This is a genomic window from Agrobacterium sp. 22-210-1, assembly GCF_053522525.1.
In genome coordinates this window covers 288552-314841 of record NZ_JBNWCI010000003.1, presented here as the reverse complement: position 1 = coordinate 314841, position 26290 = coordinate 288552, and the positions used below count along the sequence as shown (strand labels likewise).

The window sequence follows — 26290 nt, the reverse complement described above, 5'->3', positions numbered from 1 at the left end:
ATGACATGAAACTGGCGCTCAGGCACACACAGAATATCGGGGCCACAAAACCCGGCCAATGGAGCTTCGAGCGCGGCCGCCGCGCGATCGGCCGGTCGCGGGATTGCGACTGGCAGATCGACGACAATGAACGGCGTGTTTCCAAGCTGCATTGCACGCTAAGCCGCGACGGCGAAGGTTTTACGATCATCGACCAGAGTGCGAACGGCACGCTGGTCGATGGCCGTCTGCTGCTCGAAGGGGAAAGCGCGCGCCTGCAGGATGGCTCGCAGATCAACATCGGCGGGCAGATTTTCCACGTGGCCATCAGCGGCGATGCCGACCTGGATTTTTCCGATCCCGATGCCTCCCTGCGGATGAGCGACGAGCCCCTGACCATTTCCGCAATCCTTGCCGATATCGCCCCGAACGGGCGTTCCGCCGGCGGGGTGCTGGGCGGCACGCTGCCGCAGGATGACTGGATGGAAACGAGCGGCAGTGCTGCCGGCCAGAAGCCCAAATCCATTTCGCGTAATGTCGAGATCGGCTGGAGCGCTCCGCCCAAGGCCGGTGGAATGGGTATGGTACTTCCGGAAGACTGGGATGAAGAGCCGGCCGCAAGCAGCAGGCACGAGCACACCGATGCGCTGAACACACCGGTCATGATCGCACGTCCGGCATCATCGTCGCAGGGCGAGGATTTCGACAGCGTCTTTCCGGATAAAAATGAAGAGCCGACCGCAGAAGAGACATGGCCGGCGGAAACATCCGGCGCACAGGCTGGGATCAGTGATCTTCTGTCCGCGCTCGAAAGGGAGAATGCCGAGTGCCTGGCCGTTCTCGACATCGAGGGCGATCATGCCGCTGCCGCACCACATGCGTCGCTGAGCGAGCGTCTGGAAACGCTCATTCATCAGCAGCGTCGGCTTACCGCCTCTCTTGAAACACTCATTCACACATGCACGCAGACACTCGAGCCGCGGCTTCTCGAAGCTTCGGTCGATGCCGGAAACGATATTCGCTCGAAAATCGAGCGCAGGGACTGGCAGGCGCTGATCACCAGGACCGACTACTGGTCCGCCTACAAAAAGCAATTTGAAGAAAACGGTCGCCAATTGCCGGTCAGGCAGTTTCTGCAGCGGGCAGCGCGCGGTGACGCCGCGCCTGTTGCAGAGCCTGACGCGATGACGACCGATGCCAAGGGGGTAAACAACCACGATGAGACATGAAAACCGTGTTGCCTGGAGCGAAGGCATGTTTCTTCGCGTCCAGCATTTCCAGCAATCCGACCGCTGGACGGAGCGCCTCGTGCGCAATACGACGCGCAATCTTTCTCCCTATCCCTGGGGCATTGCCGAAATCGGCATGGATCGCAGCGCGCTGTCGATCGGGCAGTTTGCTCTGTCGAACCTTCGCGGTGTCCTTCCTGACGGCACCCCTTTCGAGGCGCCGGAGGACTCCGATCTGCCGCCGCCGCTTGATCTCGATGACAGCGTCAAGGATGCCATCATCTATCTCGCCCTGCCCGCCCGTCAGCCCGGAAAGGCGGACATGTCCGCGTCGGGCCGCAACGACATCAACAATGTGCGCTTCACCGCCTCCAGCTATGAGGTCTCCGACACCAATATCGAGACGGATTTCATTGCGCCCATTGATGTCGGTCGCCTCAGCCTGAAATTCCTCAAGACCGGCGACGATCTTTCCGGTTACGATCTCATTGGACTGGCGCGGGTGATCGAGGTTCGCTCCGACCGTGCTGTCATCCTCGATCCGGATTTCATTCCACCCAGCCTCACCTGCGCCGCAGCACCGCGTCTCAACGAGTTGCTGACGGAGCTTCTGGGAATCGTGCGCCACCGCGCCCAGGCGATCGCCGAGCGCATCGGTGACCCGACGATCCGCGGAACTGCGGAAGTAGGCGACTATTTCCTGCTGCAAATCCTCAACCGGGCGGATCCGCTGCTTTCGCATCGCGGCGCCAACGCCACGCGTTTTCACCCCATCCGGTTTTACGAGGACTGCATCCAGCTTGCCGGCGAACTCGCCACCTTCACGACGGACAAAAAACGGGCGACGAATTTCCCGCCCTATCGTCATGATGATCTGAAGGCCACCTTCGGCGCGGTTTTCGATGATCTGCGCACTTCACTCTCGGCGGTTCTGGAACAGGCGGCCGTTGCCATCGAACTGGTGGAACGCCGCCACGGCGTGCGTGTCGGCACCATCCACGACCGCACCCTGCTGCGCGATGCCGGCTTCGTGCTTGCGGTGCGTGCTGATATGGCCGCCGAGGACATTCGCCGCCGGTTGCCGGCACAGATCAAAGTCGGGCCGGTGGAGCGGATTTCGGAACTGGTCAATGTCGCGCTGCCGGGCATTCCCGTGCGCTCGCTGCCCGTTCTGCCGCGGCAATTGCCCTATCGTTCGGGCACCGTCTATTTCGAAATCGACACGACATCACCGCTTTGGAAACAGCTCGAGACATCAGGCGCCATCGCCCTGCATCTGGCGGGCGAATTTCCCGGACTTGAGCTGGAAATGTGGGCGTTACGCGAATGAGCAACGAAAAGCCCTCCTCCTGGCAGGATTTGCCGACGGTGGTTGAAATCACCGAGGAAAGCCGCCGCCGCAACCAGAACGCCCGCAACATGGCGACGATCCTCGAAGACATCATCGAGACCGACGAGCCGGCCGCGCGGCCGAAGGGCAATACGGCCGCCATGCCGGTCGACCAGCTGCTTTCCGGTTTCCGCTTCGGCGGCGAGGATGTGCCGACGCTGGTGCAATCGGCAGCGCCTCTTCTCAACCTCGCGCACCTCCTGCGCTTCAGCGACGCCCAGCCGGACCCGGAGCATCTGCGCCGCGCCTGCCTTGAGGCGATCACCCGTTATGAGCGCGATCTCTCTTCCGCCCGCATCAGCGCCGAGCGGGCACGGGCGGCGCATTATGTCGTCTGTGCGACCGTGGACGATGTCATTCTCAGCAAGCCGTGGGGCGTGCGGGCAGGCTGGGCGCGCTCCGGCCTTGTCTCCACCTTCCACAATGATGTCACCGGCGGCGACCGGGTTTTCGACATTCTCGACCATTTCCACCAGTCGCCCGGCGCCAACAAGGATCTGCTGCTGCTGATCTATCTGTGCCTGTCGCTCGCCTTCGAAGGGCGCACCCGCGTTTCACCGAAGGGGGCTCTGGAGCTTTCGCGCATCCGCGACAGTCTCTACAAGACGCTGATCGGCCAATATGGCGCCTTTGAGCGGGAACTTTCACCGCACTGGAAAGGCGTCGAGGCCCGGCATACGCCATTACGGACGATGGCGGCACTCTGGACGCTGCTGTCGCTGATGGCGCTCGCCTTCGCGCTTGGCTATCTTTTCTTCACACTGTCGCTCAACAACGCATCCGATGTCACTTTCGAAAGGCTGGCCCACTTGCCGCCCACCGAAACACCCAGCGTGCTGATCGCGAGCCCTCCAGCGCCACCGGTGAAAACCGAAGTCCCGAAGATTGTCGAACCACCCAAGATCGTGGAACCGAAGCAGCCTTCCCGGCTTGAAAAGCTGATGGCCTTCCTGCAGCCGGAGGTCGAAAAGAAGCTGGTCACACTGGCTGACGTCAACGGGCGGCTGCGTGTGCGCATCAACAATTCAGGCCTTTTTGCCACCGGCAGCGCCGAGGTCAGCCCGCAGTTCCGCGATCTGATCCAGCGTATCGGCGGAGCACTCGCCGCCGAAAAATTCCGCGCCGTCGTCATCGGCTATACCGATAACGTGCCGATCAAGACCGTGGAATTCCCATCCAACTGGCACCTTTCCGAGGCGCGTGCGAAGGCGGTCGGAGACATTCTATCGCAATTTGCCGGACCCGAGGCGATCCTGACGGAAGGGCGCGCCGACAGCGATCCCATCGCCGACAACAAGACGCAGGAAGGCCGCGAGACGAACCGCAGAACCGAGATCATGGTCCTGACCAACCCCGATGAAAAACTGAGCGACGCCGGCATTCTCTCGCCGGCCATAGAGAACAGTTCGGGACAGCAGCCGGGAGATGCAAACCCATGAATCCGCTGAGTTATTTTTATACGATCCGATCTTATGTCGAGAGCTATGCGGCCCTCGTCGGACGCCGCTTCCTGTCGCTTCTATGGGTGATCGCGCTTTGCGTCGTCATCTGGTTTTACGGCTATCTGATCGCGCTCGGTGATTTCAAGCCGCTGGGAACGACACAGGCCCGGATTATCGCCATCGGCATCATTGTGGCCATCTGGCTGGTCTATATCGTCGTCACGATTTACCGCGGCCGCAAGCAGGACAAGGAACTCGTCGACAGCATCGAGCGGGAGGCTCTCGCCAACCGTCAGGCTGAAATCGGCGAAATCCAGACACGCCTGAAAGAAGCCCTGGCGCTGTTGCGGCGTGTCACGAAAAAGCGGTTCGGTTATATATACGATCTGCCCTGGTACGTGATCTTCGGCGCACCGGGCTCCGGCAAGACGACCGCGCTCACCAATTCCGGCCTGCAGTTCCCGCTTGGCGATGCGCTCGGCGAAAACGCGGTGAAAGGCATCGGCGGCACGCGCAACTGCAATTGGTGGTTCGCCGACGAGGCGATACTGATCGACACGGCAGGGCGCTACACCACGCAGGATGATCTCGATGGCTCATCGAAAGCGGGCTGGGAAGGTTTCCTTGGCCTTCTGAGGCGATATCGCCGTTCGCAGCCGATCAACGGCGCTTTGGTGACCTTGTCCATCCCCGATCTTCTCACCCGTGATCCCGAGGAGCAGCGGCAGGAGCTGCGCTCCATCCGTCAGCGGCTTTCCGAACTGGATGAATATCTGCACGCCCGCGTGCCGGTCTATATAGTGCTGACGAAGGCAGACCTCCTGCATGGCTTCGTGGAATTCTTCGACGGTTTCAACAAGACCGATCGCCAGCAGGTCTGGGGCACGACCTTCAAGCTGGATGAGAGCTATTCCGCAAAGGACCTGCCGCAACGGCTGACGGAAGAGTTCGAACTGCTGCAGCAACGGGTCGATGCGATGTTGATCGAACGCCTGCAGCAGGAACAGAATGCGGAGATACGCGGACGCATCTTCCGGTTCCCGGCGGAACTGGCGCGGCTGAAAGACCGGCTTCACGAGGCTTTGACCGAACTTTGCGCAAGTTCGCCGCTGATCGAAGCGCCGCTTCTGCGTGGTGTCTACCTCGCTTCGGGAACACAGCCGGAAACGGAACGTCCCGTCAGCGCGCCGCGGGCTCGCCGGAGCTATTTCCTTTCGCGGCTCTTCAAGGACGTCATCTTTCCGGAAGCCGCGCTGGTAATGCGCGACAAACGCCTTTCGAGGCGGCAGCTGCTTGTCCGGCGCATTGCCTATACGGCGTGCGCCGTCGCGGTTGCCGTCGTCTTCACGGGCTGGATTTTCACCTATTTCGCCAATACGCAGGCGCTGGCTGAAGCCGACCGCAAACTCGGCGCCTATGAGCAGCTGGTTCAGGGTATTCCCGTGCGCGATGTCGCCGACGCCGATTTCCTGCGCATTCTTCCGGCACTCGACAATCTGCGCGATGTCAACTCCGGCTTTGCACGGGAGCGCGTGTGGAATGTCAGTTTCGGCCTCGATCAGGAAGACAAGATCGCCGGGCGGCAGCGCGATGCCTATCAGCGCGCGCTCAACGCCCTTCTGCTGCCACGCATGATCGTGCAATTGCAGAAACAGCTGAAGGACGAAAAGGATGTGACCCGCACGTTCAATTCGCTGAAGCTCTATGGAATGCTCGGCGGCATGGGCGCATTGGACCGGGATTTCCTGACCATGCAGACGCATCAGATGTTCGCGTCCCTTTATCCCGGCGACGGAAGAGGGGCAGCCCGGGAGGCACTTGACCAGCACGCAAGGGCACTGGCGGATGGCGTGCTCGCCCCGATCGAGCTTGATGCCCGCCTCATCGCCACCGCCCGCGAAACCATCCGGGATCAGGCGATCGGTACACGTGCCTATGATATTCTCGCCGGCCTTCCGCAGGCGCAGGAGCTGATGGAATGGACGCCCGCCACGGCCTTCGGCCCGCTGGGAGAACGCGCCTTCGAACGCCGCAGCAAAGCGCCGATGGCGGAGGGCATAGAAGGCCTCTTCACGGCGCAAGGATATCGCAGCGTCGTCATTCCACAGGTCGCCAACGCAGCGCGTATCGCGCTTTCAGAGGGATGGGTACGTGGTTCCGACGACGCGATCCGCGGCGCAACGGTCGAACAGGTGGCACAGGCCGCGCTGCAAATCTATTTCGACCGTTTCGAGAAGAGATGGGCCGATACGCTGGCCGATCTAAGGGTCAAGCCCTCCCAGACGCTGGGCGACGCGGTGGAAACAACCCGCGCACTTGCCAATGAACGCAACATTCTGGTGGAGGCGGCAAAATCCATCGCCGAAGCGACCGATCTGCGCCCGAGCGTGGGAGCAAATCCGGCCAGCCTCGCTTCCGCCACCGAAGGCGATGCAACGGCAGCCGTTCTTGCCGCCACCGTGAATGCGGCGGACCCCTATGCGCGATTGCGGGATATGCTGGCAGCCAAGGGAACGGCCCCGGCAACGGGCGCGGAAACCAATGGCGGCAAGGCCGCGGGTTCTCCAGCGGAGCAGCTGCTTTCGAATTTCAAGATGCTGAACGAGCAGCTCGCCCGCTCGGCAACGACCTCCGATGAGGTTGCCAAGGTATTCGATGTGGACAGCCAGCTGACCAAGGCCAATCAGGACCTGCTGCAACAGGCACGCGAACTGCCGGCACCGCTCGATGTCTGGGTGGCGGGTGTGGCCGCCGATGTCGGCTCGCTGGCAGTCAAATCCGCACGCAGCCGTATTGCGGACCTCTGGGCGGCCGATTCAGCATCTCTCTGCTCTTCGATCGTGACGGGGCGTTATCCTTTCGACCGGTCGTCTTCCCGCGATGTCGCCATTGCGGATTTTACCCGTCTCTTCGGCCCGACCGGGGTTTTCCAGAGCTTCTTCAAGCAGCGCATGGAGCCTTTCGTCGACAAGACGACAACCCCCTGGAGCTGGAAAGGCACTTTCGGCGCCGCCGGCATTCCAAGCAGCGCCATCGCCCAGTTCGAAAATGCCGACAAGATTTCGCGTGCCTTCTTCCCGAATGGCAGCGAGACGCCGGCGGTTGCGATCAATGTCAAGCCCGTTTCGCTCACCAATGCCTCCAGCGCCGTCATGCTGGAAATCGAGGGTGAGCGCGTGGTTTATTATCACGGTCCAATACAGGCGAAATCGATCACCTGGCCGTCCCGTGAGAACACGGCCAGCCTGTCGCGCATCGCCTTCCAACCGGGCGGCTGGCAGCAGGCGAAAACCGAAAACGGCGACTGGTCGCCATTCCGCCTGTTCGACGGCGCAAATATCGAAAGCCAATCGGGTGATCTTTTGCGGGTACGGTTTGATAATGGCGGCCAGACGGCCGAGTTTGATATTCAGTTCGGCTCGGTTCTCAACCCATTCAGACTGGAGGCGATGTCGAGCTTTGCCTGCCCTCAGCAGTTTTGACGGCAGGTGGCATATTGATTTGCAACGGAGGGGAGTAAGGATGGCAGCGATGACGACAACCTCAGCGGTTGTTTCCGTCTGATGGTCAATCAGGCATCGAGACCCGCGGAAACCGCAGCGGAAAGCGACCGCATCGGTTTCTTCGGCAAGGTACCCAGCCACGGCGATTTCATCTCCGACGGCCTTGAACGGGAATTGATCAGCACCTTTGACGACTGGATGCGATCCGGCCTGCATGCCTGTGCGGATATGTTCGCGGGCCGCTGGCCAGCCATATTCTCATCGTCGCCGCCCATACGCTTCATTGTCGAAAGGGGCATCTGGGGAAACTGCGCCTATGTGGGCGTGCTGCTGCCCAGCACGGACCGGGTGGGGCGGAAATATCCGCTGGCCATCATCGCCCAGCTTAACAATTTCCGGAAACACCCAAGAACGCTCTATCTGGACGATACCTGGTTCATGGCGGCCGAGGCCCTGGCCGAGACATCCACGACCGGCGATTTCGAGATTGCGCGCTTCAACGCCGCGGTCAGGAAACTGCGGCTGCCCAAACCCCGGGAGGAGGATGACGAACCGGAGATGGTGCGGGGCCGACCGCCAACCAGTCTCTGGTGGCATATCGATCCCCACAGTCGCCGCCCGCGGGGGCTCAAATTCGATGGCAAGCCGAAGGCTTCCGATTTCATGCGCCTGTTCAGCGAAATGGCGGGCAAGAACGATGAGGAAGGGACGGGTGCCGCGCGCGCCCATGCGCCGACCCAAGACAGTGTGCCCGCGCAAGCGCCTCCACCCATTCGGCCTGCGCGCTCTGCCGAGCAGCCGTCGCCGGTCATCTACAGCTATGCGACGCACGCGGGAACGCGGCTGTCCCTGAATGCGGATTCGCTCTTCGTTTCAAGAAATCCTGCCCTCTTCGCCATAGCCGACGGACAGGGCGATACGCACGGCGCCGTGGAGGCCGCCCGTCTGGTAACCAATATTCTGGCGGAGACGCCGGATGCCGACAATCCGGAGATGATGACGCAGAACATCCGGGGAAAGCTCGGCACCGTCAACAGCCTTCTCCTGTCACGACAGGCGGCAGGCGCAGCGAGCCGGCCGGCCGCCAGCGTGGTCATCGCCCACATCAGCGGCGAGAGGCTAAGCATCGTATGGTCCGGCGACGCACGCGCTTATCTTCTTAAAAACGGAACGATGCACCAGCTTTCACGCGATCACGTCATTGTCGGCATGAAAAAGCAGCTGTCCCAATACGTCGGTCTTTCCCAACAGTTCCGGCCGGATATCATCCATGAGGATTGGGGTCCGCAGGATAGGCTGCTTCTGTGCAGCGCCCCGCTGGCACAAATCCTGAAAGAGCGGACAATTGCCGAGGTCGTCAGCGGCACGCTTCTCAAGGAGTGCGCCGGCGCGTTGATACAGGAAGCGCTGATCGAAAACGCACGCGAAAACATCAGCGCCATCGTGATTGGAAACGAGCGTGAGCAACGATGAGCTGCAAGGCCCGGATTTTGCATATTTACAGGTAGGCACGCGCTTTTCCGAACTGTGGAGGAGTATTCGCCATGACGGCGCGCGGGAAAGGCCCACCGAAGAACAGAACGACCTGATCGATCAGCTGCGAAATGCGCTCGATCGAAAGGTCTCGCATTTTTCCGCAGTAAAACCCGTCTGGATTGCCGACAGTTTTGCCGTCGAGGGGATTGCCCATGAGAGCGAGACAACGCTGCTCTTGAAATTGCGACACCGCGACGTCGGCTCCCTTCACGCCCTGAAAACCGTGCCGTCGGCATTGGCAGACGATGCCACGCTGGTGCAAAGGCTACGGGAGGAGGCGCAGATCGGGCTTGCCCTGCGCCATCCGTGCCTTGTGGAAACATCCGCGCTGTTGCGATTGCCCGATGGGCGGACGGGACTTTTGCAGCCATGGCTCCCGTTATCGCTGGCGTCGCAGACCAACATCCGGCCAATCACCTTGCAGGATGCGGTTGTTGTGCTTCGCCGTGTTCTGGACGGCCTGAATGCCATGCATATGCAGGGATATGTTCATTGCGATGTGACGCCTACCAATATTCTGCTCCAGGAGGACGACGTCACAACCGGCAGGCTCGGCGATTTCGGCATTGCGCTGGAAATTGGCCAGAAGCACAGGCAACGGGGCATGGCATTTGCCGCCTCGGCCGGCTTTGCGTCACCGGAGCAGATGCAGGGTGCGGCAGCAAACCCAAATCAGGATATATTCTCAGTCGGACGACTTGCCTCACGGCTCATCGTAACAATGGGAGAGCAGGCAACGGAAAAGCTTTCGCATTTCGCCTCAGCCTGTTGCCATGACGATCCCGCTTCGCGACCGCAATCGGCAATGGATGCGCTACAGCTTTTGTAGCGCAGTCTGTCAGTTGCCACTGCCGGGTTGAGGAGCGGCAGCCGTCGGCACGCTCTTCTGGAACACGGTCAGCAGCTTTGCCGAATCCACCAGCGGTGCGTTGCTGGCGTAAAGCACGTCGCCCTTCTGCATCTGGAAGAGCTGCATGAGCGCGATGCTGGACGCATCCCGCATATTGACGTGGTAGATCACCGGCCGCATGCTCGTTGCCGTCGCAACCGGGCCCTTGGCACCGGAAACAGTTGCTGCCGGAACCTGAGTGATCTCGTTGCGGAAGACATAGACATTGCGGGCGTCGGCGCGGTCATCCAGCAAACCGCCAGCGCGGCCGACGGCCTGCGCCAATGTCAGCTTCCCGGTTTCGAACTGGAATTCCCCGGCGCTCTTGAAAGCGCCAAGCGCCGTGTAGCTGGCGGCATCGCCATCGATCATGACCTGATCATCAGGCGAAAGACGGATATTCTGGCGATCTTCCCGCATGACGCGGTCAAGCGGTGCACTGGCTCTCTGCGAGCCGCGAACGACGGTGACCGTGGCTGCACCCGGGGCAACCGTCGGGCCACCGGCCTGATTGAGTGCATCGAGCACCCGCTCCTGACGGGCGGTGAGCACGATCTTTCCGGGGGTCTTGACCGCACCGCTGAGCATCACTGCACTCGTCGGCTTGTCGACGACGGTGACGACCGCCTGCGGGTTGACGGCCGAGCCCTTGAGCCCGGCGACGACCTGGGATTGCAGCCCCTCGGGCGTCGAATCCACCACTCTCTGCTTGCCGACGAACGGAATATTGACCGACCCGCTTTGATCCACAGTGAAGCGGCCAAGGTTGAGGGTCTTGCTTTGTGTCGGGGAGAAAAGCCCGTCCTCACCCGTATCCAGCACGGTGATGTCGATCACGTCGCCGCGCCGCAATCTCTGGGCGTTGTAACCGGTATTGCGAAGCGCGGTGAGCCCGGGGCCGGAAGCACTCTGCAGGCCTGACGCGGAGACGGTGGCCGCAGGTGCGTTCGCCAGTTCGATGACCGGGATTTTTTCGTTGGTTCGAGGGAAAGTCGCAGACCGGATATTGCCCGCAGTCGGCCCGTCAGATGGTTTTGCACATGCGCTCAGCAGAGCAACCAGCAGAACCGCCCCCAACTTTTTCATCCCGCATCCCCTCGATGATTCAACCTGACGCAGAGATAACATCACGATACGTCACCGCAACAACTTTGGCGGTTGTAATTCAGAGAATGCTTGTTTTCCAAAGAAAAGGTGTGACCATTCCGCAACCTTTTCACCGGCATTCACCCGAGACCCCAACAATGTACCGATGAGAAATAACCTGCCTCAGCCCGCCGCAAAATTGGATGGAACGGTTTTGCAATGCGGGAGTTTGTTTTCTGCAAACCAAGACAGGAGGAAGAACAATGGATCACACCAATCACGTACGTCTGGTTGAAACGGAACTCACACCTTCGGTGCTCGAAGGAGCGACCGTTTATGGTGCGGACGACCACAAGGTCGGCAAGGTTGACCATGTCCACGGCGTTGGAGCCGGCAGCACCGCAATCATCGATGTCGGCGGCTTTCTCGGCATCGGCGCAAAGCCCGTCGCCGTGCCGCTCAGCGATCTCGATTTCATGCGGGATGAGGACGGCGATGTCCACGCGGTTACCTCATGGACGAAGGACCAGCTGAAGGACATGCCCGAGCATCGTCATTGATCTAAAAAAGCGCCCGGCGATTTGCCGGGCGTTTCTCCACTTACAGGCGGCACTTGCGTCTGCCAAACGTCAGACGGCGAGGAAACCGCCATCCACAGGCAACACGGCGCCGGAAATCATCTTGCTGTCATCGGATAGCAGCAGCGCGATACTCTGTGCCACCTCTTCAGCTTCGGCAAAACGGTTGAGCGGATGGCGAACCATCATCGGCTGACTCTTGACGGGATCGTTCCAGGCTTCCGCCGCCAGTTCGGTGAGCGTAATGGTCGGCGCAACAGCGTTAACGCGGATACCGTGCGCGCCAAGCTCCTTGGCGAGAACACGGGTTGCGCCTTCAAGCCCGGCCTTCGACGCCGCATAGCATAGATGATCCTGAAAACCGCGGTGGCCGGCGATAGACGTGATGTTGACGATTGCGCCACCGCCACCCAGCGCAACGCGCGCGCGGGCAAATTCCTGGCAGGTGACAAGAGCGGCACGCAGGTTGATGCCCAGCACGGCCTCGTAGCCGGCATCGCTCATGTCAAGCACGCTTTCCAGCACGTTGATGCCGGCGCTGTTGATCAGGAAGTCGCACGGACCAGCTTCCGCCATGGCGGCACGGGTAGCGGCGACATCGGCAAGATCGACACGGATTGAACGGCCGCCGATTTCGCTTTTCAGGCTGTCGAGATCGGACTGCGTGCGGCTGATCGCCACGACTTCCGCACCGCGTGCGGCCATCAGCTGCGCACAGGCGCGGCCGATGCCTTTGCCTGCGCCGGTGATGATGACGGATTTTCCGGAAAACTGCATGGAATCCTCGTTATTTTGCGGCCAATGCGGCCGGATGATCTAAGCTTGTGACGCGGGGTTCAGGAATGGCTGGCGGCTCGAATGGCGCGCGCCGCATTCTGCAACGCCAGAAAGGCGTCGTAACGCGACTGGTGGACCTTCTGAAAATCAGGATCAGGCGTTGCACAGCTGGCGATACGCGACATGGCCGGCATCGCTGCCATCAGGTCCGGATAGCTTCCGGCAGCAACCGCACCGAGCATCGCAGATCCAAGAAGCACCGGCTCTTCGCATTCGGTGAGTTCGACCGGAAGCCCCGTCGCGTCCGCCAGCAATTGCCTGGCAAGCGGATGAGCGCCTGCCCCGCCGCTGACACTGATGGTTTCGACAGGCGCGCCGTTGCGAGCCTGGGTCTCGATGATCTGGCGAAGCCCGTAACCGAGGCCGAGAAGCCCCGCGACGTAGAGCGCGACGAGCGAATCCACGCCGGTCTCCATGCCATAACCGGCAATGACCGCGCGGGCATGGGGATCGGCAAAGGGGGCACGGTTGCCGAGAAACTCCGGCACCACATGAAAATCCTCGGCGATCTCAGCTGCGGCGGAAGCGGATGCGGCAAGGCCGAGCGCGCGGTCGGCAAGCCAAACCGGCAAGGCTTTGCCTTCCTTCTCCGCAAGCGCCTTCGCCTCGGCAAAGGCCGGGTGCAACTGCACCAGATAATCGATGGCCGCACCGGCAGCGGACTGGCCGCCTTCATTGAGCCACGCGCCCGGAACCATAGCGGAATAATAGGGACCCCAGACACCCGGCACGAAAGCGGGTTCGGCGGTGGTGGTCATGGTGCAGGATGAGGTGCCGAAAACATAACCGAGGCATCTCGACGCATCGCCGCCCGCAGCCACCGTGCCGACGCCGCCGGCATGGGCATCGATAAGCCCTGCGGCGACGGCGGTGCCTGCCACCAGCCCCATGGCTTTCGCCGCATCTTCGGTCAGGCCAGCGCCCAGTGCCGTACCGGGATGCACGACGTTTTCACCGATGCGGCGGAAGCCCTGCTCCGCCAGATCGCCAAGCCCGATACGATTGAAATATTCCGCATCCCAGCGGTTTTCATGGGCAAGATAAGTCCACTTGCAGGTTACCGTGCAGGCGGAACGATCGAGCGCGCCGGAAGCCTTCCATGTCAGAAAATCCGTCAGGTCGAAGAAATGCTCGGCACGCGCATAAATATCCGGCCTGTTTTCGCTGAGCCACAGCAGCTTGGGCGTCTGCATTTCCGGGGAAATGCGGCCGCCGACATATTTCAGGACGGCATGTTCACCGGCATTGATGCGCTCCGCCTGTTCAACGGCGCGGTGGTCCATCCAGACGATGATATCGCGTTCGGGATGATCGGCAGCGCCGACCGGCAGGGTCTCATCGTCAGGCCCACGCACCACCAGCGAGCAGGTGGCATCGAAACCGATACCGGCAACAGCGGCCGGATCGATACCGGCCCGGGAAACGCTTTCCCGGACACTATCGCAAACCGCCTGCCACACCTCACCGCTCGATTGTTCGGCAATGCCGCCATCCTCGCGGTGCATGCCGATCGGACGCTTGGCGGTAGCGAGAAGCTTGCCCGCGACATCGAAGACACCGGCCCGCGCCGAGCCTGTCCCGACATCGACGCCAACAAGGTAGGAAGCCATTTGCGATACTCCTCGGAGCGGATCATCCGGTGCTTGATCGATATGGAGCGGCTGGACCGGTTCCGATTTTCCCAGCCGCCCCTGAAGTTTTTAGACGCGGTCGAAGTTGGTCGGGAGAACCAGCATGTCGCGGATGGTGACGGTGCGCTTGCGCGTCAGCATGTAGATAACGGCATCCGCCACTTCGCTCGCATCAATAAGGCTACCCGATTCCTTGGCCTTGCGGAGGTTTTCCTCCGGCCAGTCTGCGAGAAGTGCGGAGACGACCGGGCCGGGAGAGACCTGCGCGACGCGCACGCCATGCGGGATCATCTGGCGGCGCATGCCCTGCACGAAGCTGGTGATCGCCCATTTCGAGCCCGAATAGACCGGTTCCCAATAGGTCGGGAAATGGCCGGCGATCGAGCAGGTGACGACGATATCGCCGGTCTTGCGCTCCGACATATGCGGAACGACGGCCTGCACATTCTTCATCACGGCGTTGACGTTGAGGTTCAGCATCTTGTCGATGGCTTCCGGCGTTGTTTCGGTCAGCTCACCGCCGATATAAGTGCCGGCATTGCAGTAGAGAATGTCGATATGATCGACCTTCTCCAGGATTTCGGGGATCATGGCGTTGCAGCTGTCGGCATCCAGAAGGTTGGTGACCTGCGGAATGGCGCGCTCGCCGAGCTTGGCGGCCAGATCTTTCAAGGCTTTCTCGTTCCAGTCGACCATGACCACGGTTGCGCCCTGTTCCAAGAGCGCTTCTGTTGTGGCAAGCCCGATGCCGGATGCGGCGCCGGTGATGACCGCGATCTTGCCTTGCAGCGATTCAGACATTTAATTCTCCTGCGTTTATGAAGATATTTCCGGGCCGGCTCAGCGCCAATCGCGCCCGATATAGATAGCCAGCAGGATGATGCCGCCCTTGATGACATCCTGCAGATAGGGGTTGATGCCCATCAGGTTGAGGCCGTTATTGAGAATACCGAGCAGCACCGCACCGATGAGCGTGCCGAGGATGAGACCCCTGCCGCCGGCAATCGCCGTACCGCCGAGAACGACCGCTGCAATGGCATCCAGTTCAAAACCGACGCCGGCATTCGGCTGACCGCTCATCAGGCGGCCCGTGAGGATGAGGGCCGCAAGTGCTGCCGTGACGCCCGAGATGCCATAGACGGCAAGCTTGACGCGCCGGGTCTTTACGCCTGAAAGGCGGGCCGCCAACTCGTTGCCGCCAAGCGCGTAGACGTGACGGCCGAAGGCCGTGCGCTGCAACAGCACCCATGCCACCGCATAAATCACCACCATGATGATGACCGGCACCGGAACCACACCGACACGGCCGACGCCGAACCAGGAGATCCAGCTCGGAATGCCGCTGACCGGATAACCGCCGGAGTAGATAAGGCCGAGGCCACGCGCCATGCCCATGGTGGCAAGCGTGACGATGATGGCTGGCATCTTGCCCCAGGCGACAAGCGCCCCGTTAAAGATACCGATGCCCAACCCGATGAACAGGCCAGCTGGCAGGGCAACTGCGGGCGACAGGCCGGTGTTCACCATGAGGCCAGCCGACAGCGTGCCGACAAGCGCCATGACCGCACCGACAGACAGGTCGATGCCACCGGTGAGGATGACGAAGGTCATGCCGACGGCGAGAATGCCGACGACGGACACCTGCCGCAGCACGTTCATGATGTTGTTGACGCTGAAGAAATTGTCGCTCGCAAGCCCCATCAGGATCGATACGACAATCAGGCCCGCCAGAGGCAGGGCGAGCGGCGAGCGCAGCATGGCACTGAGACTGAAGCCGCCCGTTTTCGCGGCAGTGCCGGTGTTTGCATCAAGCGACATGTTCAACTCTCCCGGTGGTGGCGTTTGTCATTATTGTTTCTGAATTAATGTCGTCGCCTTCCACGGTGGCGACGATGCCGCCGGAGCGGAAGACGCAGACCCTGTCGGACATGCCGATCACTTCCGGCAGCTCCGAGGAGATCATGATGATGGAATGTCCCCTGGCGGCGAATTCGCGCATCAGCGAATAGATTTCCGCCTTGGCGCCCACATCGATGCCGCGCGTCGGCTCATCGAAGATCAGCACACGCATGTCATGGTTCAGCCAGCGGGCAATCACGATCTTCTGCTGGTTGCCGCCGGACAGCGTGTCGACGCGGGCGTAGGGCCCTTGCGCCTTCACCTGCACTTGCGCCATGGCCTTTGTCGTGTGCTCCAGTTCCTTTTTGAGATCGAGGAACCAGTGGGCCTTGCGGTATTTGCGATAGTTGTTGAGCGAAATATTCTGCAGGATGGAGAAGCTGGTGATCAGCCCCTCCTCCTTGCGGCTCTCCGGCAACAGGCCGATACCGCGCATCAGCGCTTCATCAGGGCCGGAAAAACGCGTGTCCACGCCGTCGACCTTGACCTTGCGGCGCGAAGCGGAGTGCGCGCCGAGCATCGCCAGCACCGTTTCCGTGCGACCGGAGCCGACAAGGCCCGCAAATCCGAGAATTTCACCCTTGCGCAGCGCAAAGCGCGAGACGGGGCCGCCCTTCTTCAATTGCAGCTCTTCCACTTCGATCACGCTTGCGGCGGAAGGATCGAGCTGCGGCTTCGGCGGGAAGCTGGATTCGATGCGCCGGCCGACCATCATCTCGACCAGACGGTCGTTGTCGACCTCCGAAGTCAGGCAGGAGCCGATCAGTTCGCCATCGCGCAGAACGGTGATGCGGTCGCAAATCTCGAATATTTCCTCGAGGTGATGCGAAATGAAGATGATCGCCACGCCCTGACGCCGCAGCTCGCGCATGACCTTGAAGAGGTGTTCGGTCTCGGACGGGGTGAGCGTCGCGGTCGGCTCGTCGAGAACGAGGATGCGGGCATCCAGCGACAGTGCCTTGGCAATTTCGACAAATTGCTGCTGGGCAACCGAAAGGTGATGGACGGGCACATCGAGCGGAACATCCACTGCCAGACGGCTCATGATCTCGGCCGCGCGCTTGCGCATGGCACCCTTGTTCAAAAGGCGAAGCGGCCCGCGGATTTCGCGGGCAAGGAACATGTTTTCCACGGCATTGAGATAGGGGATCAGGCTGAATTCCTGAAACACGATGCCGACGCCGGCGGCAATCGCCTCATCATAATTGGCGAAGCGGCGATCCTTGCCGTCAATGCGGATCGTTCCCTCCGATGGCTGCAAAATGCCGCACAGGATCTTCATCAAAGTCGACTTGCCGGCGCCGTTTTCGCCCAGAAGCGCATGCACCTCGCCGGCGCGCGCCTCAAGGTCGACGCCACGCAGGACTTCGATCTTGCCAAAGCTTTTTCTTATTCCATTCAGTTCCAGCATTTCACCCTCCTCAATGGTCGGGATTTAACCCCGCCCCCACACTAGATGGGGACGGGGCTTGGGAGGAGTTCTTACCAGCTGAACTCGCCGGCGTTTTTGCTGTCGACGACCATGACGTCGATCGGGACTTCCTTCGGCACGACGCGTGCGCCCCACTTCTGGGCAAGCGCCATGGCAAGGCCGACACGCACCTGGTCACGCGGGAACTGCGCCGTGGTTTCGATGAAAGGACCACCGTCAGCAATCGCCTTCACCGCTTCCGGAGCGCCGTCAACCGAGGTCAGCTTGATGTCCTTGCCGGAACCCTGGATCGCAGCCAGGGCGCCCATCGCACCGCCGTCATTCACCGAGAAGATACCGGCGAGGTTCGGACGCGACTGGATCATGTTTTCAACGACGCCGAGAGCAACGGAGCGGTCCTGACGGCCGTTCTGCGTATCGACGAGCTTGATGTCGGCGAATTCGGCAAGTGCTGCCTTGCAACCTTCGACGCGCTGCAGGATCGGCACGACCGGAATGCCGTCGAGGATCGCGACTTCACCCTTGCCGCCGAGGGCTTCACCGAGATATTTGCACGACTTGTAGCCCGCGTCACGGTTTTTAGAGCCGACGAAGGTGTCGACCGGGCCATTGGCGTTGGCGTCAACCGCAACGACGGTCACGCCGGCAGCCTTGGCAGCGTGCACGGCAGCTTCGATGCCGGCGCTATCCGTCGGGTTCAGAAGCAGGATATCGATCTTCTGCTGAAGCATGTCTTCAACGTCGGAAATCTGCTTTGCCACATCGTGGCCGGCATCGGTCACGACAACGTCTGCGCCGATGCTTGCTGCGGCTTCCTTCAGCGCTTCCTGCATCGACACGAAATAGGGGTTATTAAGCTCCTGGAAGGTCATGCCGATCTTCAGTTTTTCCTGCGCCAGCGCCGGAGCGGCCATCATTGCAATTGCGGCTGTCGCCATCAGAAACTTGGATTTCATTTTCATCTTACTATTCCTCCCGTTTGGAAAGTTGGGGCAACAAGTGCCCGTTTCCGGACAGCCCTCTGCCCGAATTCTAAAAAATCGGCGATGTGTCGCTGGTTTAATCCGCCATGACCGCTGCCTTCTGGGCTGCGAATATGGTTCGGAACCTCGACGGCGACATTCCCTTCAATTTCAGGAAATGCCGGTTGAAATTCGAAAGGTTGGAAAAGCCCACATCGTAGCAGACCTCCGCCACCTTCACGTCCTGATCCGCCAGCAGCATCTGGCAGGCAAGATCAATGCGTAACTGATTGCGATACCGCACCAGCGTCGTTCCCGTATGGCGCTTGAAGGCACGGGAAAAGGCGCTCGGGCTCTGGCCCACCATGTCGGCCAGATCGATCTCCTCAACCTGTTCGGTCAAATGCTGGCGCAGATGCGACAGAGCGCGGTTGATGCCGCTATCACCGATGCCGGTCAGATCAAGCTCGTAGCTCAGGCTCGCCAGCACTTCTGAAGACGGCGCGTTGACCAGCAGATCGAGAATTTCCCAGAAAAGCGCAAGCCGTGTCAGCCCCTGCGCTTCGATCAGCCGAAGGACCAGCGGGCGAACCCGGTCGCTCGTCTCGTCGTCAAACAGAATGCCGCGGCGGCTGCGATCCAGCAGGGCACGCACCACATCCATTTCGGACATGGAGGTGCAGGCATCTTCGATAAATGTCTCCGGAAACTGGATCACGAGAGAGCGTGTCGGCACGATCTCGTCCGGCTCGATCTCGCTGATCCAGTTCTGGGGGAGATTGGGACCGGTCATGATGAGCTGACCGGGGCTGAAGCGACCGACGAAATCACCGATATAGAACGTGCCCGACGTGGCAACGACCAGATGAATTTCATATTCGGGATGATAATGCCAGCGCACGGTGCGGAACGGATAGCCATGCCGCCAGGCAGCGAAGGATTCGCCCTTGCGGATGTGTACCAGTTCCAGATCGGGCTGCATTAATATTCCTCCCATCGGTCACGTCCGCCGTATTTGCGGAGCAAGGCCATTCCTCTTTATGGCTCGTCCCAGGCGTTAACGGGGAGCATATGGCCTGCCGCGCATTTACTTCCACATCAAGCCGGGGAAATTACCGATACTTTTTTGACTGTTTTTTGTCGGAAATTGAATAGTTGCGTACAGACGCTGCCAATTAAGCTGGCAGTTGCACCGATTTTTTCGCGCAATTTTGCGTGATACGCCGATATAATATGCATGACGGGGAGAGTTTTGATGAATTTTTGGAGCACGAACTACCGATCACCGGCAGCTCGCGCTTATACTTTTCCGCAGGGTGCCTGCCGCTCAGTCATCAGCAGGCAATTGGCCTGATCTTTTATTGCGGCATCAGAATTTGCAGCTTCACATCCGTATCCCGTGCTTCCACCGCACGATCAAAACCGGCGATGCTGTCTTCGAAAGGGATGGTTGCGGAAATCAGCGGCTTCAGATCGACCTTGCCGGATGCAATGAGTGCAACTGCCCGGTCATAAACGTTGGCGTAACGGAAAACCGTCTCCACCCGAAGCTCCTTGGCCTGCAGGCCAACGATATCAACCGGCACCGGATCAACCGGCATGCCAACAAGCACGATCGCACCGCCGGGCCGCGCAAGTTTCGCCATGCCAAGCACGGCCGGTGCAGCACCCGAGCATTCGAACACGATGTCGCAGCCCCAGCCATCCGTAGCAGCGGCCACGGCTTCGGCAAGATTATGCTCACGGATATTGACGGTCTCGATACCGTCATAAGCGGCGATGATATCAAGCTTCGGCTGGGCGAGATCGGCAACGATGACCTTGGCGCAACCACCGGCAAGTGCTGCCAGCGCCACCATCATGCCGATCGGACCGGCACCGGTGACGACGGCGACATCGCCGGGCTGGATGCGCGCTCTGAGTGCCGCCTGCATGCCGATGGCGAAGGGTTCGACCATGGCGCCTTCGGCAAAGGACACATTGTCCGGCAGCTTGTACGTGAAAGCGGCGGGGTGGATGACCTCAGGCGTCAGGCAGCCATGGATCGGCGGTGTCGCCCAGAAGCGGACGGCGGGATCGACGTTATAGATGCCGAGCTTGGATGCGCGCGACGTCGGGTCGGGGATACCCGGCTCCATGCAGACACGGTCACCGGCCTTCAGATGCGCCACTTCGGCACCGGTTTCGATGACCGTTCCCGACGCCTCATGGCCGAGTACCATGGGAGCATTGACGATGAAATGGCCGATTTTGCCATGGGTGTAATAATGGACATCCGAGCCGCAGATGCCGACCGTATGGGTGCGGATGCGCACATCCTTCGGTCCGAGTTCACCCGAAATGTCAAAATCCCTGAGCGAGAGCTTGCCTTTTTCTTCCAGCACCAGTGCCTTCATCTCATCCTCCATGGTTTGCGATACGCCTGGCAGCGAGTTCAATCAGCGTGATGGCGTGCAACTTCGGCAAAAGTAAACAGAAATCCGCCGGATCGGCCGGTTTTTCTTCGCGACGGAAAAACTGTATCGAGGCATCGGCGATTTCTCATCACCGGCCGGGTATCATGGCTTTTCCAGAGAGGGAAATGGGACGTGATTCGTCTGCCCATGCCGGGAGCTGTCTTCCCTGCAAGGCTGACGAACCGCGTCTTCCTAAAGCTTCTCACCCGGCAATTGGCTTGCCTGTTTCACCCATTCAGCGAACTGCGCTTCATCGAAGGCGCCTTCGTGAATGTCAAGGTAACGAACCTTCGGCTGCTTCGATGCACCGGGCGGTGGCGGCTCAAGGGACGCACCGTTGAAGAAGCTGACTTTGATATATTTGGCAAAGCAGTGAAGGCCGAGGAACCAGACGCCATCCTCCATGCCGTAGAGGGGCGAGTTCCACTTCACGGCCTTGCGCACGCCGGGCACCAGGTTTTCAATCAGCGTGTCAATACGCGCTCCGACCGGGCTTTTCCACCCCGGCATGGCGGCAATATAGGCCTGCACCGGCGCATCACCATAACCCTTGGCAATCTGTGGATTGCCGCCTGAAAGAAGCTTCGGTGCGACAGCCGAAGCTCCGACCTCCGCGTTTTCGGCAGCTTTTTCCGGTTTCCTTTCAGCCATCTCGTCCCTCTCAATGTCATGCAGTTTCCTGCCGATTTCGCAGGTATCGGCGAAAGCCTGCCACAAAAAGCGACCACAGTAAAAAAACTATATTTTATCTGCGCCTTTCGCTTCCCGGACCGGAGGGCATGTTCGGAGCCAGGTTACAAGCGACGCAACCCGATCTGTCGGTCTGGTAATCGAAACAAGGGGCACGACCCTGCCAATCACGCCGACTGGCACAGCCTCCAATAAATCTAAAAACGTGGCCTTTGTACACGCTCACGCGCGGAGCGCGGCTGCGGGAGACTGGCGATAGGCAAGCAATGCCGGTATCGCGGCCAGAACAGCGGCAAAGCCCAGCAGGAAGAGCGCAAGACGCAAATCTTCGCGGGTGAAGCCAACCGGCAGGATCACGCCACTTTTTGCGGTAAACAGCTGCGCGCCTATATGGGCAGCGCCCAGGCCGAGCAGAAAACCGATACCGACACCAAGCGCCACCAGAAAGAAAAGCTCCAGCCAGACGATGGCGAATACCGAGCCACGGGGCGCGCCGAATGCCCGCAATGCGCCTATCTGCCTACGCCGCTGACCGACATGGATCACCGTCACCAGCATCAACGCTGCCGCCACCAGCCCTTGCGAACCCGCGGCGACCGCACCCAGAACCATCTTGGCATCACCAAGCGTGGCATAAAGTCCGGTGAGCACCTCGCCCGGGAAAACGCCAAGCGTATTGCCGCTGCGATATTCCTGTCTCAGCCGATAAGCATCGGCAATCGTCTTCGGTTTGACGAGAATGGCCGGCAGACCGGGCATGTTCTCACCAAAGGTCTCTACGATCGGCGCATCGGGATCAATGCTGCCATGATGATCGGACTCGGCATGCCCCGAGGAGGCGCCCGGCACGAGAGCCGCTTTGGGCTCCTGCGGCATCCCGATCTGAATAATGGCATCGGCTTGGCCGACCTCCCCTTCGGCATGCGTATCGCCATCCTCATGATGTGCCTCGCCTTCATGGGCGTGATCATGGCCATCCTCCTGATGCCCGTCATCATGCGCAGCCGCGTCACCTTCCCCATTGCCTTCACCGTGATCATGACCATGTTCCTGGCCAAGACCATGGACGTGCCACACAGCCTGAATCGGCACGAGAATGGCGCGATCCCAGGGTGTGCCAGTCGGCTGCAACTTCCCGACGGCCTTGTAGGCGATCTCGGTATGGGTGCGGCCGCCGGTTTCGGCGGTGCCATGCATCGGCTTGATCTCGGCACCAACGGAGAGGTTGACGGCAGCGCCCAGAAGGGCTTCGCCTTCCAAAGCAAACATCCTGCCCTCGGCAAAGCCGGGCGTTGTGTTACTGACGAGGCTCGTCGTCGTGCCGACAATGGGATAGCCGGCAAAAGAATCCCCAAATCCGACAGGAGCCGCCCATGCGACACGCGGATCGGCGGCAAGCCGGGTGAGGACGGCGCCATCCACGAGCGGCAGGGGCGCCGCCTGCAGGAAGATGGATGAAAGGATCAACTGCGTTTCGCTGCCGGCAGCACCGACAACGAGGTCGAATTTATCGGCGGCGCGGGCGCTGCCGAGACGCAAAGACCGTTCCTGCAAGGTGACAGCCACGCCAAGCGCGGTGGCCAGCGCCACCAGCAGAACCACGACGGCCCCGCCCAGCCACAGGCGACGCAGGTCGGCAAGGATGAAACCGATCATGCTGCGATCTCCTTCGCGTCAGTATCGGCAACGACACGGCCGCCACTGAGGGTCAGACGCCGGTCAAGGCGACCGATCAGATGCTGATCGTGGCTCGCGACAATCAGCGTACTGCCGGTGCCGGCGGCAACGGCAAGCAGCAAATCGCCGACAGCCTCGCCGCTTTCGAGATCCAGGCTGGCGGTCGGTTCGTCAGCAATGATGACGCCGGGGCTGCGCAGCAGCGCCCGGGCGATGGCAACACGCTGCATTTCACCCCGCGACATGGTCTCGATATGCTGCCCGGGGCGCTTGAGGCCGACGGTCGCAAACAGGGATTCCGCACGTTTTATAAGCTCTGCATTCGCAACACGCGACAGGCGAGCGGGCAACAGGATGTTATCCAGCGCAGAGAGACCGGGAAAAAGATGAAACTCCTGCATGACAAGGCCGATATTGGCAGCCCGCCAATGGTCGCGACGGCCCTCGGACAGCTCCGCAATGTTCCCGTTCCCCCAAACGACGCGGCCGGTCTCAACCCGCTCAAGGCCGGCGATGATGTTGATGAGGGTGCTCTTGCCCGAGCCGGAACCACCCGTCAGTGCCACGCGGCTTCCGGCCGCGATTTCCAGATGGTCGATAACAAGAACCGGAGCCGCCAGTCCGGGAAAGGAGACGGCAAGATTTTCTATCTTCAGAGGCAGCATGGTTTCAAACCGTCGCGTATTCTGCCTGGCGAATGCGCAGCAGGCTGACGAAGCCGGTGTCCGGATCAGTCCAGGAACCCGTTTCCAGTGTACCGCGCACTTCGATCGTCTGGCTGGGCTGGGTAAAGGTCTGCTTTTCGCCAAGATAGACGACGACAATATTGTCCGGCCAGTCTGAATCGGTGGAGCAAAACGGGCAGATCGACATGGGTATTTCGGTGAGCACGAAGAACTGTGCTTCAGCCTTCAGCGGTGGCGCCATGAAGCCGCGCATGGCGACCTCCTCGCCGTTCAACTGCTTGACCTTCTCGGAAAATTCCAGCCCGAGAACGCTGACCTTGCCATAAAGCTCGTCGAAGGTGATGTCGCTTTTCGCCTGTGCACGCGTGCCGGCGGCCAGCAGCGGCAGACCAGCAATGAGACCAAGGGTCTGGCGGCGATTGAACCGCGCCGGATCAGGCTTGCTCATGACCATTTTCCTTCTTCAAAGGTCTTTCATCGTCAGCCGTCATGGCCGGCAACGCAGGACCGTAGTGACGGCAAGGGCACGCCATGGTGGCGCGCCCTTGCCCCGTTTCAAATCTTAATTTGTCTGCTTGGCGCCAAGAGCGAAAGCTTCGGCGAGACCCTTGTACACATCGCTCTGCTCCATGTAACCGCGGAAGCCTTCGGCGCCGGGTCCTTCGGCCTGCAGCACGACGTCATCAACCGCGTGTACGCCGCTGTCGGAGCTCTTCGGAATGATGCCGGTGACCAGCACGGCACCGGGAACATCCTTGTATTGCTCGTTGGCGATGTATTCCTTCTTTTCGTTCTGGATGGCCGGCGCAAACGGGCCATCGAGCTTCGGGCGGAAGGTTTCGTAGTGATCCGGACCGTTATTGGCGTTCAGGAAGAGACGACGCGAAACGTCGACCTTGTCAGGATAACCGTCGCCGTCCTTGTCTTCGTAGTTCGGGAAGCCGGCTTCGGCATAGGTGCCGACCTTTTCGCGCATGTCCGTACCGGGCTTGTCATCATCAACAGTACCGATGATGGAAACGCCGTGGGTATGGTCGCCGGTGACGATGATCAGCGTATCGGGGTTCTTGGCCGCAAATTCGCGGGCAACGCCGATGGCCTTGTCGAATTCGATCGTATCGACGACGGCGCGATCCCAGTCGAGCGGATGAGACATCTTGTCGACGTTCGCCGCTTCGACCATCAGGAAGAAGCCTTCCGGGTTCTTCGACAGATTGTCGAGCGCAACCTTGGTCATTTCAACCAGACCCGGCTGATCCGGGAACTTGCCCGTGGTGCCCTTTTTCAGGAACTCGCGATCGAGCGTGGTATCCATGTTGCCGGTGTGGAACAGGCCAAGGATCTTGCCGGTGTTGGTGCCGGCAGCCGTTGCGAGTTCAGCCTTGCTGGTCGCCAGCGTGTAACCGGCTTCCTTGAACAGGGCGATATAGTCCTTGTCGTCCTTGCGCTTGGAGCCGGCGGTCGCCTGCGGCAGGAAATAGGCGGAACCGCCGCCGAGAAGCACATCCGGCTTCACGTCGAACAGCATGCCGTTAATGTCGGCCTTGTCGCCACGCTTGCGGGTATGGGCAACGACGGCAGCCGGCGTCGCATCCTGCAATTCGGCAGTGGAGATGATGCCGATCGACTTCTTGGTCTGGCGGCGCAGGGCTTCAGCCAGCGTTTCGACCTTCGGATCGTCGAGCGAGGCCGGAGTGCGGTCGGCATAAACGCCGATAGCGTTCACGGCGGTCTTGTGGCCGGTCATGTAGGCCGACATGGTGTTGGCGCTGTCGGTGGCGACGGCGTCCGTGGCGGAGGTGCCGATGAAGGCAACCGGCGGCACGTCATCCATGTTGAGACGGCCATTGGCTTTACCCTCGGTCATGCCCTTGGACATGATACGGGCGGCAGTGCGATGGGCGACAGACAGACCGTCGGCGATCAGGAAGATCACGTTCTTGGCCTTCGCCTGGGCAGGCGTGCCATAAACGGTCCAGGTCACGTTCTTGGTCTCGGAACCGGCCGAGACTTCGACCTTGTAATCACCGGCATTGGCGAGCGTGATGCCGCGCAGGATGACGGCCGAACCAAGAACCTTGTCCTTGTTCTTTTCTTCGGCAACGAACTCAACGTCCTTGCCGAGAACAGCCTTGTAATCCTGGCCGTTGACGGTGATCTTGACGTCTTCCGGCTTTACGACCGCGTCGAATTCCGCTTTGAAATCAAACGGCGAACCGGTCAGGATCGTAGCACGATCAAGCGGATAGACCTCGGCAGCCTGAGCGGCGCCGGCAAGAAAGGTCGTAGCGACCAAAGCAGCAACAATTTTGCGCATATTCCCCTCGCGAGACATGTGAAAACCACAACCTCTCCTAGACCCGCCATATGACAGTTGGATGACTTACC

The 26290-nt window shown here is 60.5% G+C and carries 21 protein-coding genes; 7 read left to right on the top strand and 14 right to left on the bottom strand.

Annotation, left to right across the window (positions count from 1 at the left end):
* The first annotated feature begins 5 nt into the window (after window positions 1-5).
* The 6 genes from ACQZ5F_RS19770 (at window position 6) to ACQZ5F_RS19745 (ending at window position 9908) form a co-directional block, all read left to right on the top strand.
* Window positions 6-1208 carry a type VI secretion system-associated FHA domain protein gene (locus ACQZ5F_RS19770; protein WP_448730777.1) on the top strand — a complete coding sequence of 401 codons (1203 nt, stop codon included), beginning with the start codon at window positions 6-8 and terminating at the stop codon, window positions 1206-1208.
* Window positions 1198-2538, top strand: coding sequence for a type VI secretion system baseplate subunit TssK (gene tssK / locus ACQZ5F_RS19765; RefSeq protein WP_052819174.1), 1341 nt, complete (start codon window positions 1198-1200; stop codon window positions 2536-2538). The genes ACQZ5F_RS19770 and tssK overlap by 11 nt, the downstream gene beginning before the upstream one ends.
* Window positions 2535-4037, top strand: coding sequence for a type VI secretion system protein TssL, long form (tssL, locus tag ACQZ5F_RS19760; RefSeq protein WP_448730776.1), 1503 nt, complete (start codon window positions 2535-2537; stop codon window positions 4035-4037). The genes tssK and tssL overlap by 4 nt, the downstream gene beginning before the upstream one ends.
* A complete protein-coding gene (tssM, locus tag ACQZ5F_RS19755; RefSeq protein WP_448730775.1) occupies window positions 4034-7522 on the top strand; it encodes a type VI secretion system membrane subunit TssM in 3489 nt (1162 codons plus the stop codon). The genes tssL and tssM overlap by 4 nt, the downstream gene beginning before the upstream one ends.
* Before the next feature lie 81 nt (window positions 7523-7603).
* Window positions 7604-9016, top strand: coding sequence for a type VI secretion system-associated protein TagF (gene tagF / locus ACQZ5F_RS19750; protein ID WP_448730774.1), 1413 nt, complete (start codon window positions 7604-7606; stop codon window positions 9014-9016).
* Window positions 9003-9908 carry a protein kinase domain-containing protein gene (locus tag ACQZ5F_RS19745; RefSeq protein WP_448730773.1) on the top strand — a complete coding sequence of 302 codons (906 nt, stop codon included), beginning with the start codon at window positions 9003-9005 and terminating at the stop codon, window positions 9906-9908. The genes tagF and ACQZ5F_RS19745 overlap by 14 nt, the downstream gene beginning before the upstream one ends.
* Before the next feature lie 9 nt (window positions 9909-9917).
* Here ACQZ5F_RS19745 and ACQZ5F_RS19740 read toward each other — a convergent pair whose 3' ends face one another.
* Entirely contained in the window at window positions 9918-11054 is a 1137-nt protein-coding gene (locus ACQZ5F_RS19740; protein ID WP_312357361.1) for a polysaccharide biosynthesis/export family protein, read from the bottom strand.
* A gap of 263 nt (window positions 11055-11317) precedes the next feature.
* Between ACQZ5F_RS19740 and ACQZ5F_RS19735 the strand changes: the two genes are divergently transcribed.
* A complete protein-coding gene (locus ACQZ5F_RS19735) occupies window positions 11318-11614 on the top strand; it encodes a PRC-barrel domain-containing protein (protein WP_003522015.1) in 297 nt (98 codons plus the stop codon).
* A 69-nt stretch (window positions 11615-11683) separates the two neighbouring features.
* Here the strand turns inward: ACQZ5F_RS19735 and ACQZ5F_RS19730 are convergent, their stop codons facing one another.
* The 13 genes from ACQZ5F_RS19730 to ACQZ5F_RS19670 all read right to left on the bottom strand — a co-directional run bounded on the left by ACQZ5F_RS19730 (window position 11684) and on the right by ACQZ5F_RS19670 (window position 26219).
* Window positions 11684-12409: an SDR family oxidoreductase gene (locus ACQZ5F_RS19730; protein ID WP_046801119.1), complete on the bottom strand. Its 726-nt coding sequence runs from the start codon at window positions 12407-12409 to the stop codon at window positions 11684-11686.
* Window positions 12410-12468: 59 nt separating this feature from the next.
* On the bottom strand, window positions 12469-14079 hold the full coding sequence (locus tag ACQZ5F_RS19725; protein ID WP_448730772.1) for an FGGY-family carbohydrate kinase: 1611 nt from the start codon (window positions 14077-14079) through the stop codon (window positions 12469-12471).
* 90 nt (window positions 14080-14169) lie between these two features.
* Complete coding sequence (locus tag ACQZ5F_RS19720) at window positions 14170-14901, bottom strand: SDR family oxidoreductase (protein ID WP_448730771.1); 732 nt, start codon at window positions 14899-14901, stop codon at window positions 14170-14172.
* A gap of 39 nt (window positions 14902-14940) precedes the next feature.
* Window positions 14941-15918 carry an ABC transporter permease gene (locus ACQZ5F_RS19715; protein WP_046801038.1) on the bottom strand — a complete coding sequence of 326 codons (978 nt, stop codon included), beginning with the start codon at window positions 15916-15918 and terminating at the stop codon, window positions 14941-14943.
* Window positions 15908-17410, bottom strand: a complete 1503-nt coding sequence (locus tag ACQZ5F_RS19710) for a sugar ABC transporter ATP-binding protein (RefSeq protein ID WP_046801039.1) — start codon at window positions 17408-17410, stop codon at window positions 15908-15910. Before ACQZ5F_RS19710 ends, ACQZ5F_RS19715 begins: the two co-directional genes overlap by 11 nt.
* A 71-nt stretch (window positions 17411-17481) precedes the next feature.
* Window positions 17482-18393: an ABC transporter substrate-binding protein gene (locus tag ACQZ5F_RS19705; protein ID WP_080842915.1), complete on the bottom strand. Its 912-nt coding sequence runs from the start codon at window positions 18391-18393 to the stop codon at window positions 17482-17484.
* Window positions 18394-18490: 97 nt separating this feature from the next.
* Window positions 18491-19375 (bottom strand): helix-turn-helix domain-containing protein, encoded by an 885-nt coding sequence (locus tag ACQZ5F_RS19700; protein ID WP_046801040.1) that lies wholly within the window; start codon window positions 19373-19375, stop codon window positions 18491-18493.
* 376 nt (window positions 19376-19751) lie between these two features.
* Window positions 19752-20789, bottom strand: a complete 1038-nt coding sequence (locus ACQZ5F_RS19695) for an NAD(P)-dependent alcohol dehydrogenase (protein ID WP_137087634.1) — start codon at window positions 20787-20789, stop codon at window positions 19752-19754.
* 252 nt (window positions 20790-21041) lie between these two features.
* Window positions 21042-21500: a DUF1801 domain-containing protein gene (locus ACQZ5F_RS19690; RefSeq protein ID WP_448730770.1), complete on the bottom strand. Its 459-nt coding sequence runs from the start codon at window positions 21498-21500 to the stop codon at window positions 21042-21044.
* A 261-nt stretch (window positions 21501-21761) separates the two neighbouring features.
* Window positions 21762-23195 (bottom strand): ABC transporter permease, encoded by a 1434-nt coding sequence (locus tag ACQZ5F_RS19685; protein ID WP_137087630.1) that lies wholly within the window; start codon window positions 23193-23195, stop codon window positions 21762-21764.
* The gene (locus tag ACQZ5F_RS19680; RefSeq protein ID WP_448730769.1) at window positions 23192-23881 is read right to left on the bottom strand and encodes an ABC transporter ATP-binding protein; all 690 of its coding nucleotides are present in this window, start codon (window positions 23879-23881) and stop codon (window positions 23192-23194) included. The genes ACQZ5F_RS19685 and ACQZ5F_RS19680 overlap by 4 nt, the downstream gene beginning before the upstream one ends.
* 4 nt (window positions 23882-23885) lie before the next feature.
* On the bottom strand, window positions 23886-24350 hold the full coding sequence (locus ACQZ5F_RS19675; RefSeq protein ID WP_046801044.1) for a hypothetical protein: 465 nt from the start codon (window positions 24348-24350) through the stop codon (window positions 23886-23888).
* A 114-nt stretch (window positions 24351-24464) separates the two neighbouring features.
* Window positions 24465-26219, bottom strand: coding sequence for an alkaline phosphatase (locus tag ACQZ5F_RS19670; RefSeq protein WP_052819161.1), 1755 nt, complete (start codon window positions 26217-26219; stop codon window positions 24465-24467).
* Window positions 26220-26290: the final 71 nt, after the last annotated feature.

Excerpts from the sequence above, each read along its gene's own strand:
- ACQZ5F_RS19770 (WP_448730777.1), top strand. The coding sequence starts at position 6 with ATGAAACTGGCGCTCAGGCACACACAGAATATCGGGGCCACAAAACCC.
- tssK (WP_052819174.1), top strand. The coding sequence starts at position 1,198 with ATGAGACATGAAAACCGTGTTGCCTGGAGCGAAGGCATGTTTCTTCGC.
- tssL (WP_448730776.1), top strand. The coding sequence starts at position 2,535 with ATGAGCAACGAAAAGCCCTCCTCCTGGCAGGATTTGCCGACGGTGGTT.
- tssM (WP_448730775.1), top strand. The coding sequence starts at position 4,034 with ATGAATCCGCTGAGTTATTTTTATACGATCCGATCTTATGTCGAGAGC.
- tagF (WP_448730774.1), top strand. The coding sequence starts at position 7,604 with ATGGTCAATCAGGCATCGAGACCCGCGGAAACCGCAGCGGAAAGCGAC.
- ACQZ5F_RS19740 (WP_312357361.1), bottom strand. The coding sequence starts at position 11,054 with ATGAAAAAGTTGGGGGCGGTTCTGCTGGTTGCTCTGCTGAGCGCATGT.
- ACQZ5F_RS19735 (WP_003522015.1), top strand. The coding sequence starts at position 11,318 with ATGGATCACACCAATCACGTACGTCTGGTTGAAACGGAACTCACACCT.
- ACQZ5F_RS19730 (WP_046801119.1), bottom strand. The coding sequence starts at position 12,409 with ATGCAGTTTTCCGGAAAATCCGTCATCATCACCGGCGCAGGCAAAGGC.
- ACQZ5F_RS19725 (WP_448730772.1), bottom strand. The coding sequence starts at position 14,079 with ATGGCTTCCTACCTTGTTGGCGTCGATGTCGGGACAGGCTCGGCGCGG.
- ACQZ5F_RS19720 (WP_448730771.1), bottom strand. The coding sequence starts at position 14,901 with ATGTCTGAATCGCTGCAAGGCAAGATCGCGGTCATCACCGGCGCCGCA.
- ACQZ5F_RS19715 (WP_046801038.1), bottom strand. The coding sequence starts at position 15,918 with ATGTCGCTTGATGCAAACACCGGCACTGCCGCGAAAACGGGCGGCTTC.
- ACQZ5F_RS19710 (WP_046801039.1), bottom strand. The coding sequence starts at position 17,410 with ATGCTGGAACTGAATGGAATAAGAAAAAGCTTTGGCAAGATCGAAGTC.
- ACQZ5F_RS19705 (WP_080842915.1), bottom strand. The coding sequence starts at position 18,393 with ATGAAAATGAAATCCAAGTTTCTGATGGCGACAGCCGCAATTGCAATG.
- ACQZ5F_RS19700 (WP_046801040.1), bottom strand. The coding sequence starts at position 19,375 with ATGCAGCCCGATCTGGAACTGGTACACATCCGCAAGGGCGAATCCTTC.
- ACQZ5F_RS19695 (WP_137087634.1), bottom strand. The coding sequence starts at position 20,789 with ATGAAGGCACTGGTGCTGGAAGAAAAAGGCAAGCTCTCGCTCAGGGAT.
- ACQZ5F_RS19690 (WP_448730770.1), bottom strand. The coding sequence starts at position 21,500 with ATGGCTGAAAGGAAACCGGAAAAAGCTGCCGAAAACGCGGAGGTCGGA.
- ACQZ5F_RS19685 (WP_137087630.1), bottom strand. The coding sequence starts at position 23,195 with ATGATCGGTTTCATCCTTGCCGACCTGCGTCGCCTGTGGCTGGGCGGG.
- ACQZ5F_RS19680 (WP_448730769.1), bottom strand. The coding sequence starts at position 23,881 with ATGCTGCCTCTGAAGATAGAAAATCTTGCCGTCTCCTTTCCCGGACTG.
- ACQZ5F_RS19675 (WP_046801044.1), bottom strand. The coding sequence starts at position 24,350 with ATGAGCAAGCCTGATCCGGCGCGGTTCAATCGCCGCCAGACCCTTGGT.
- ACQZ5F_RS19670 (WP_052819161.1), bottom strand. The coding sequence starts at position 26,219 with ATGCGCAAAATTGTTGCTGCTTTGGTCGCTACGACCTTTCTTGCCGGC.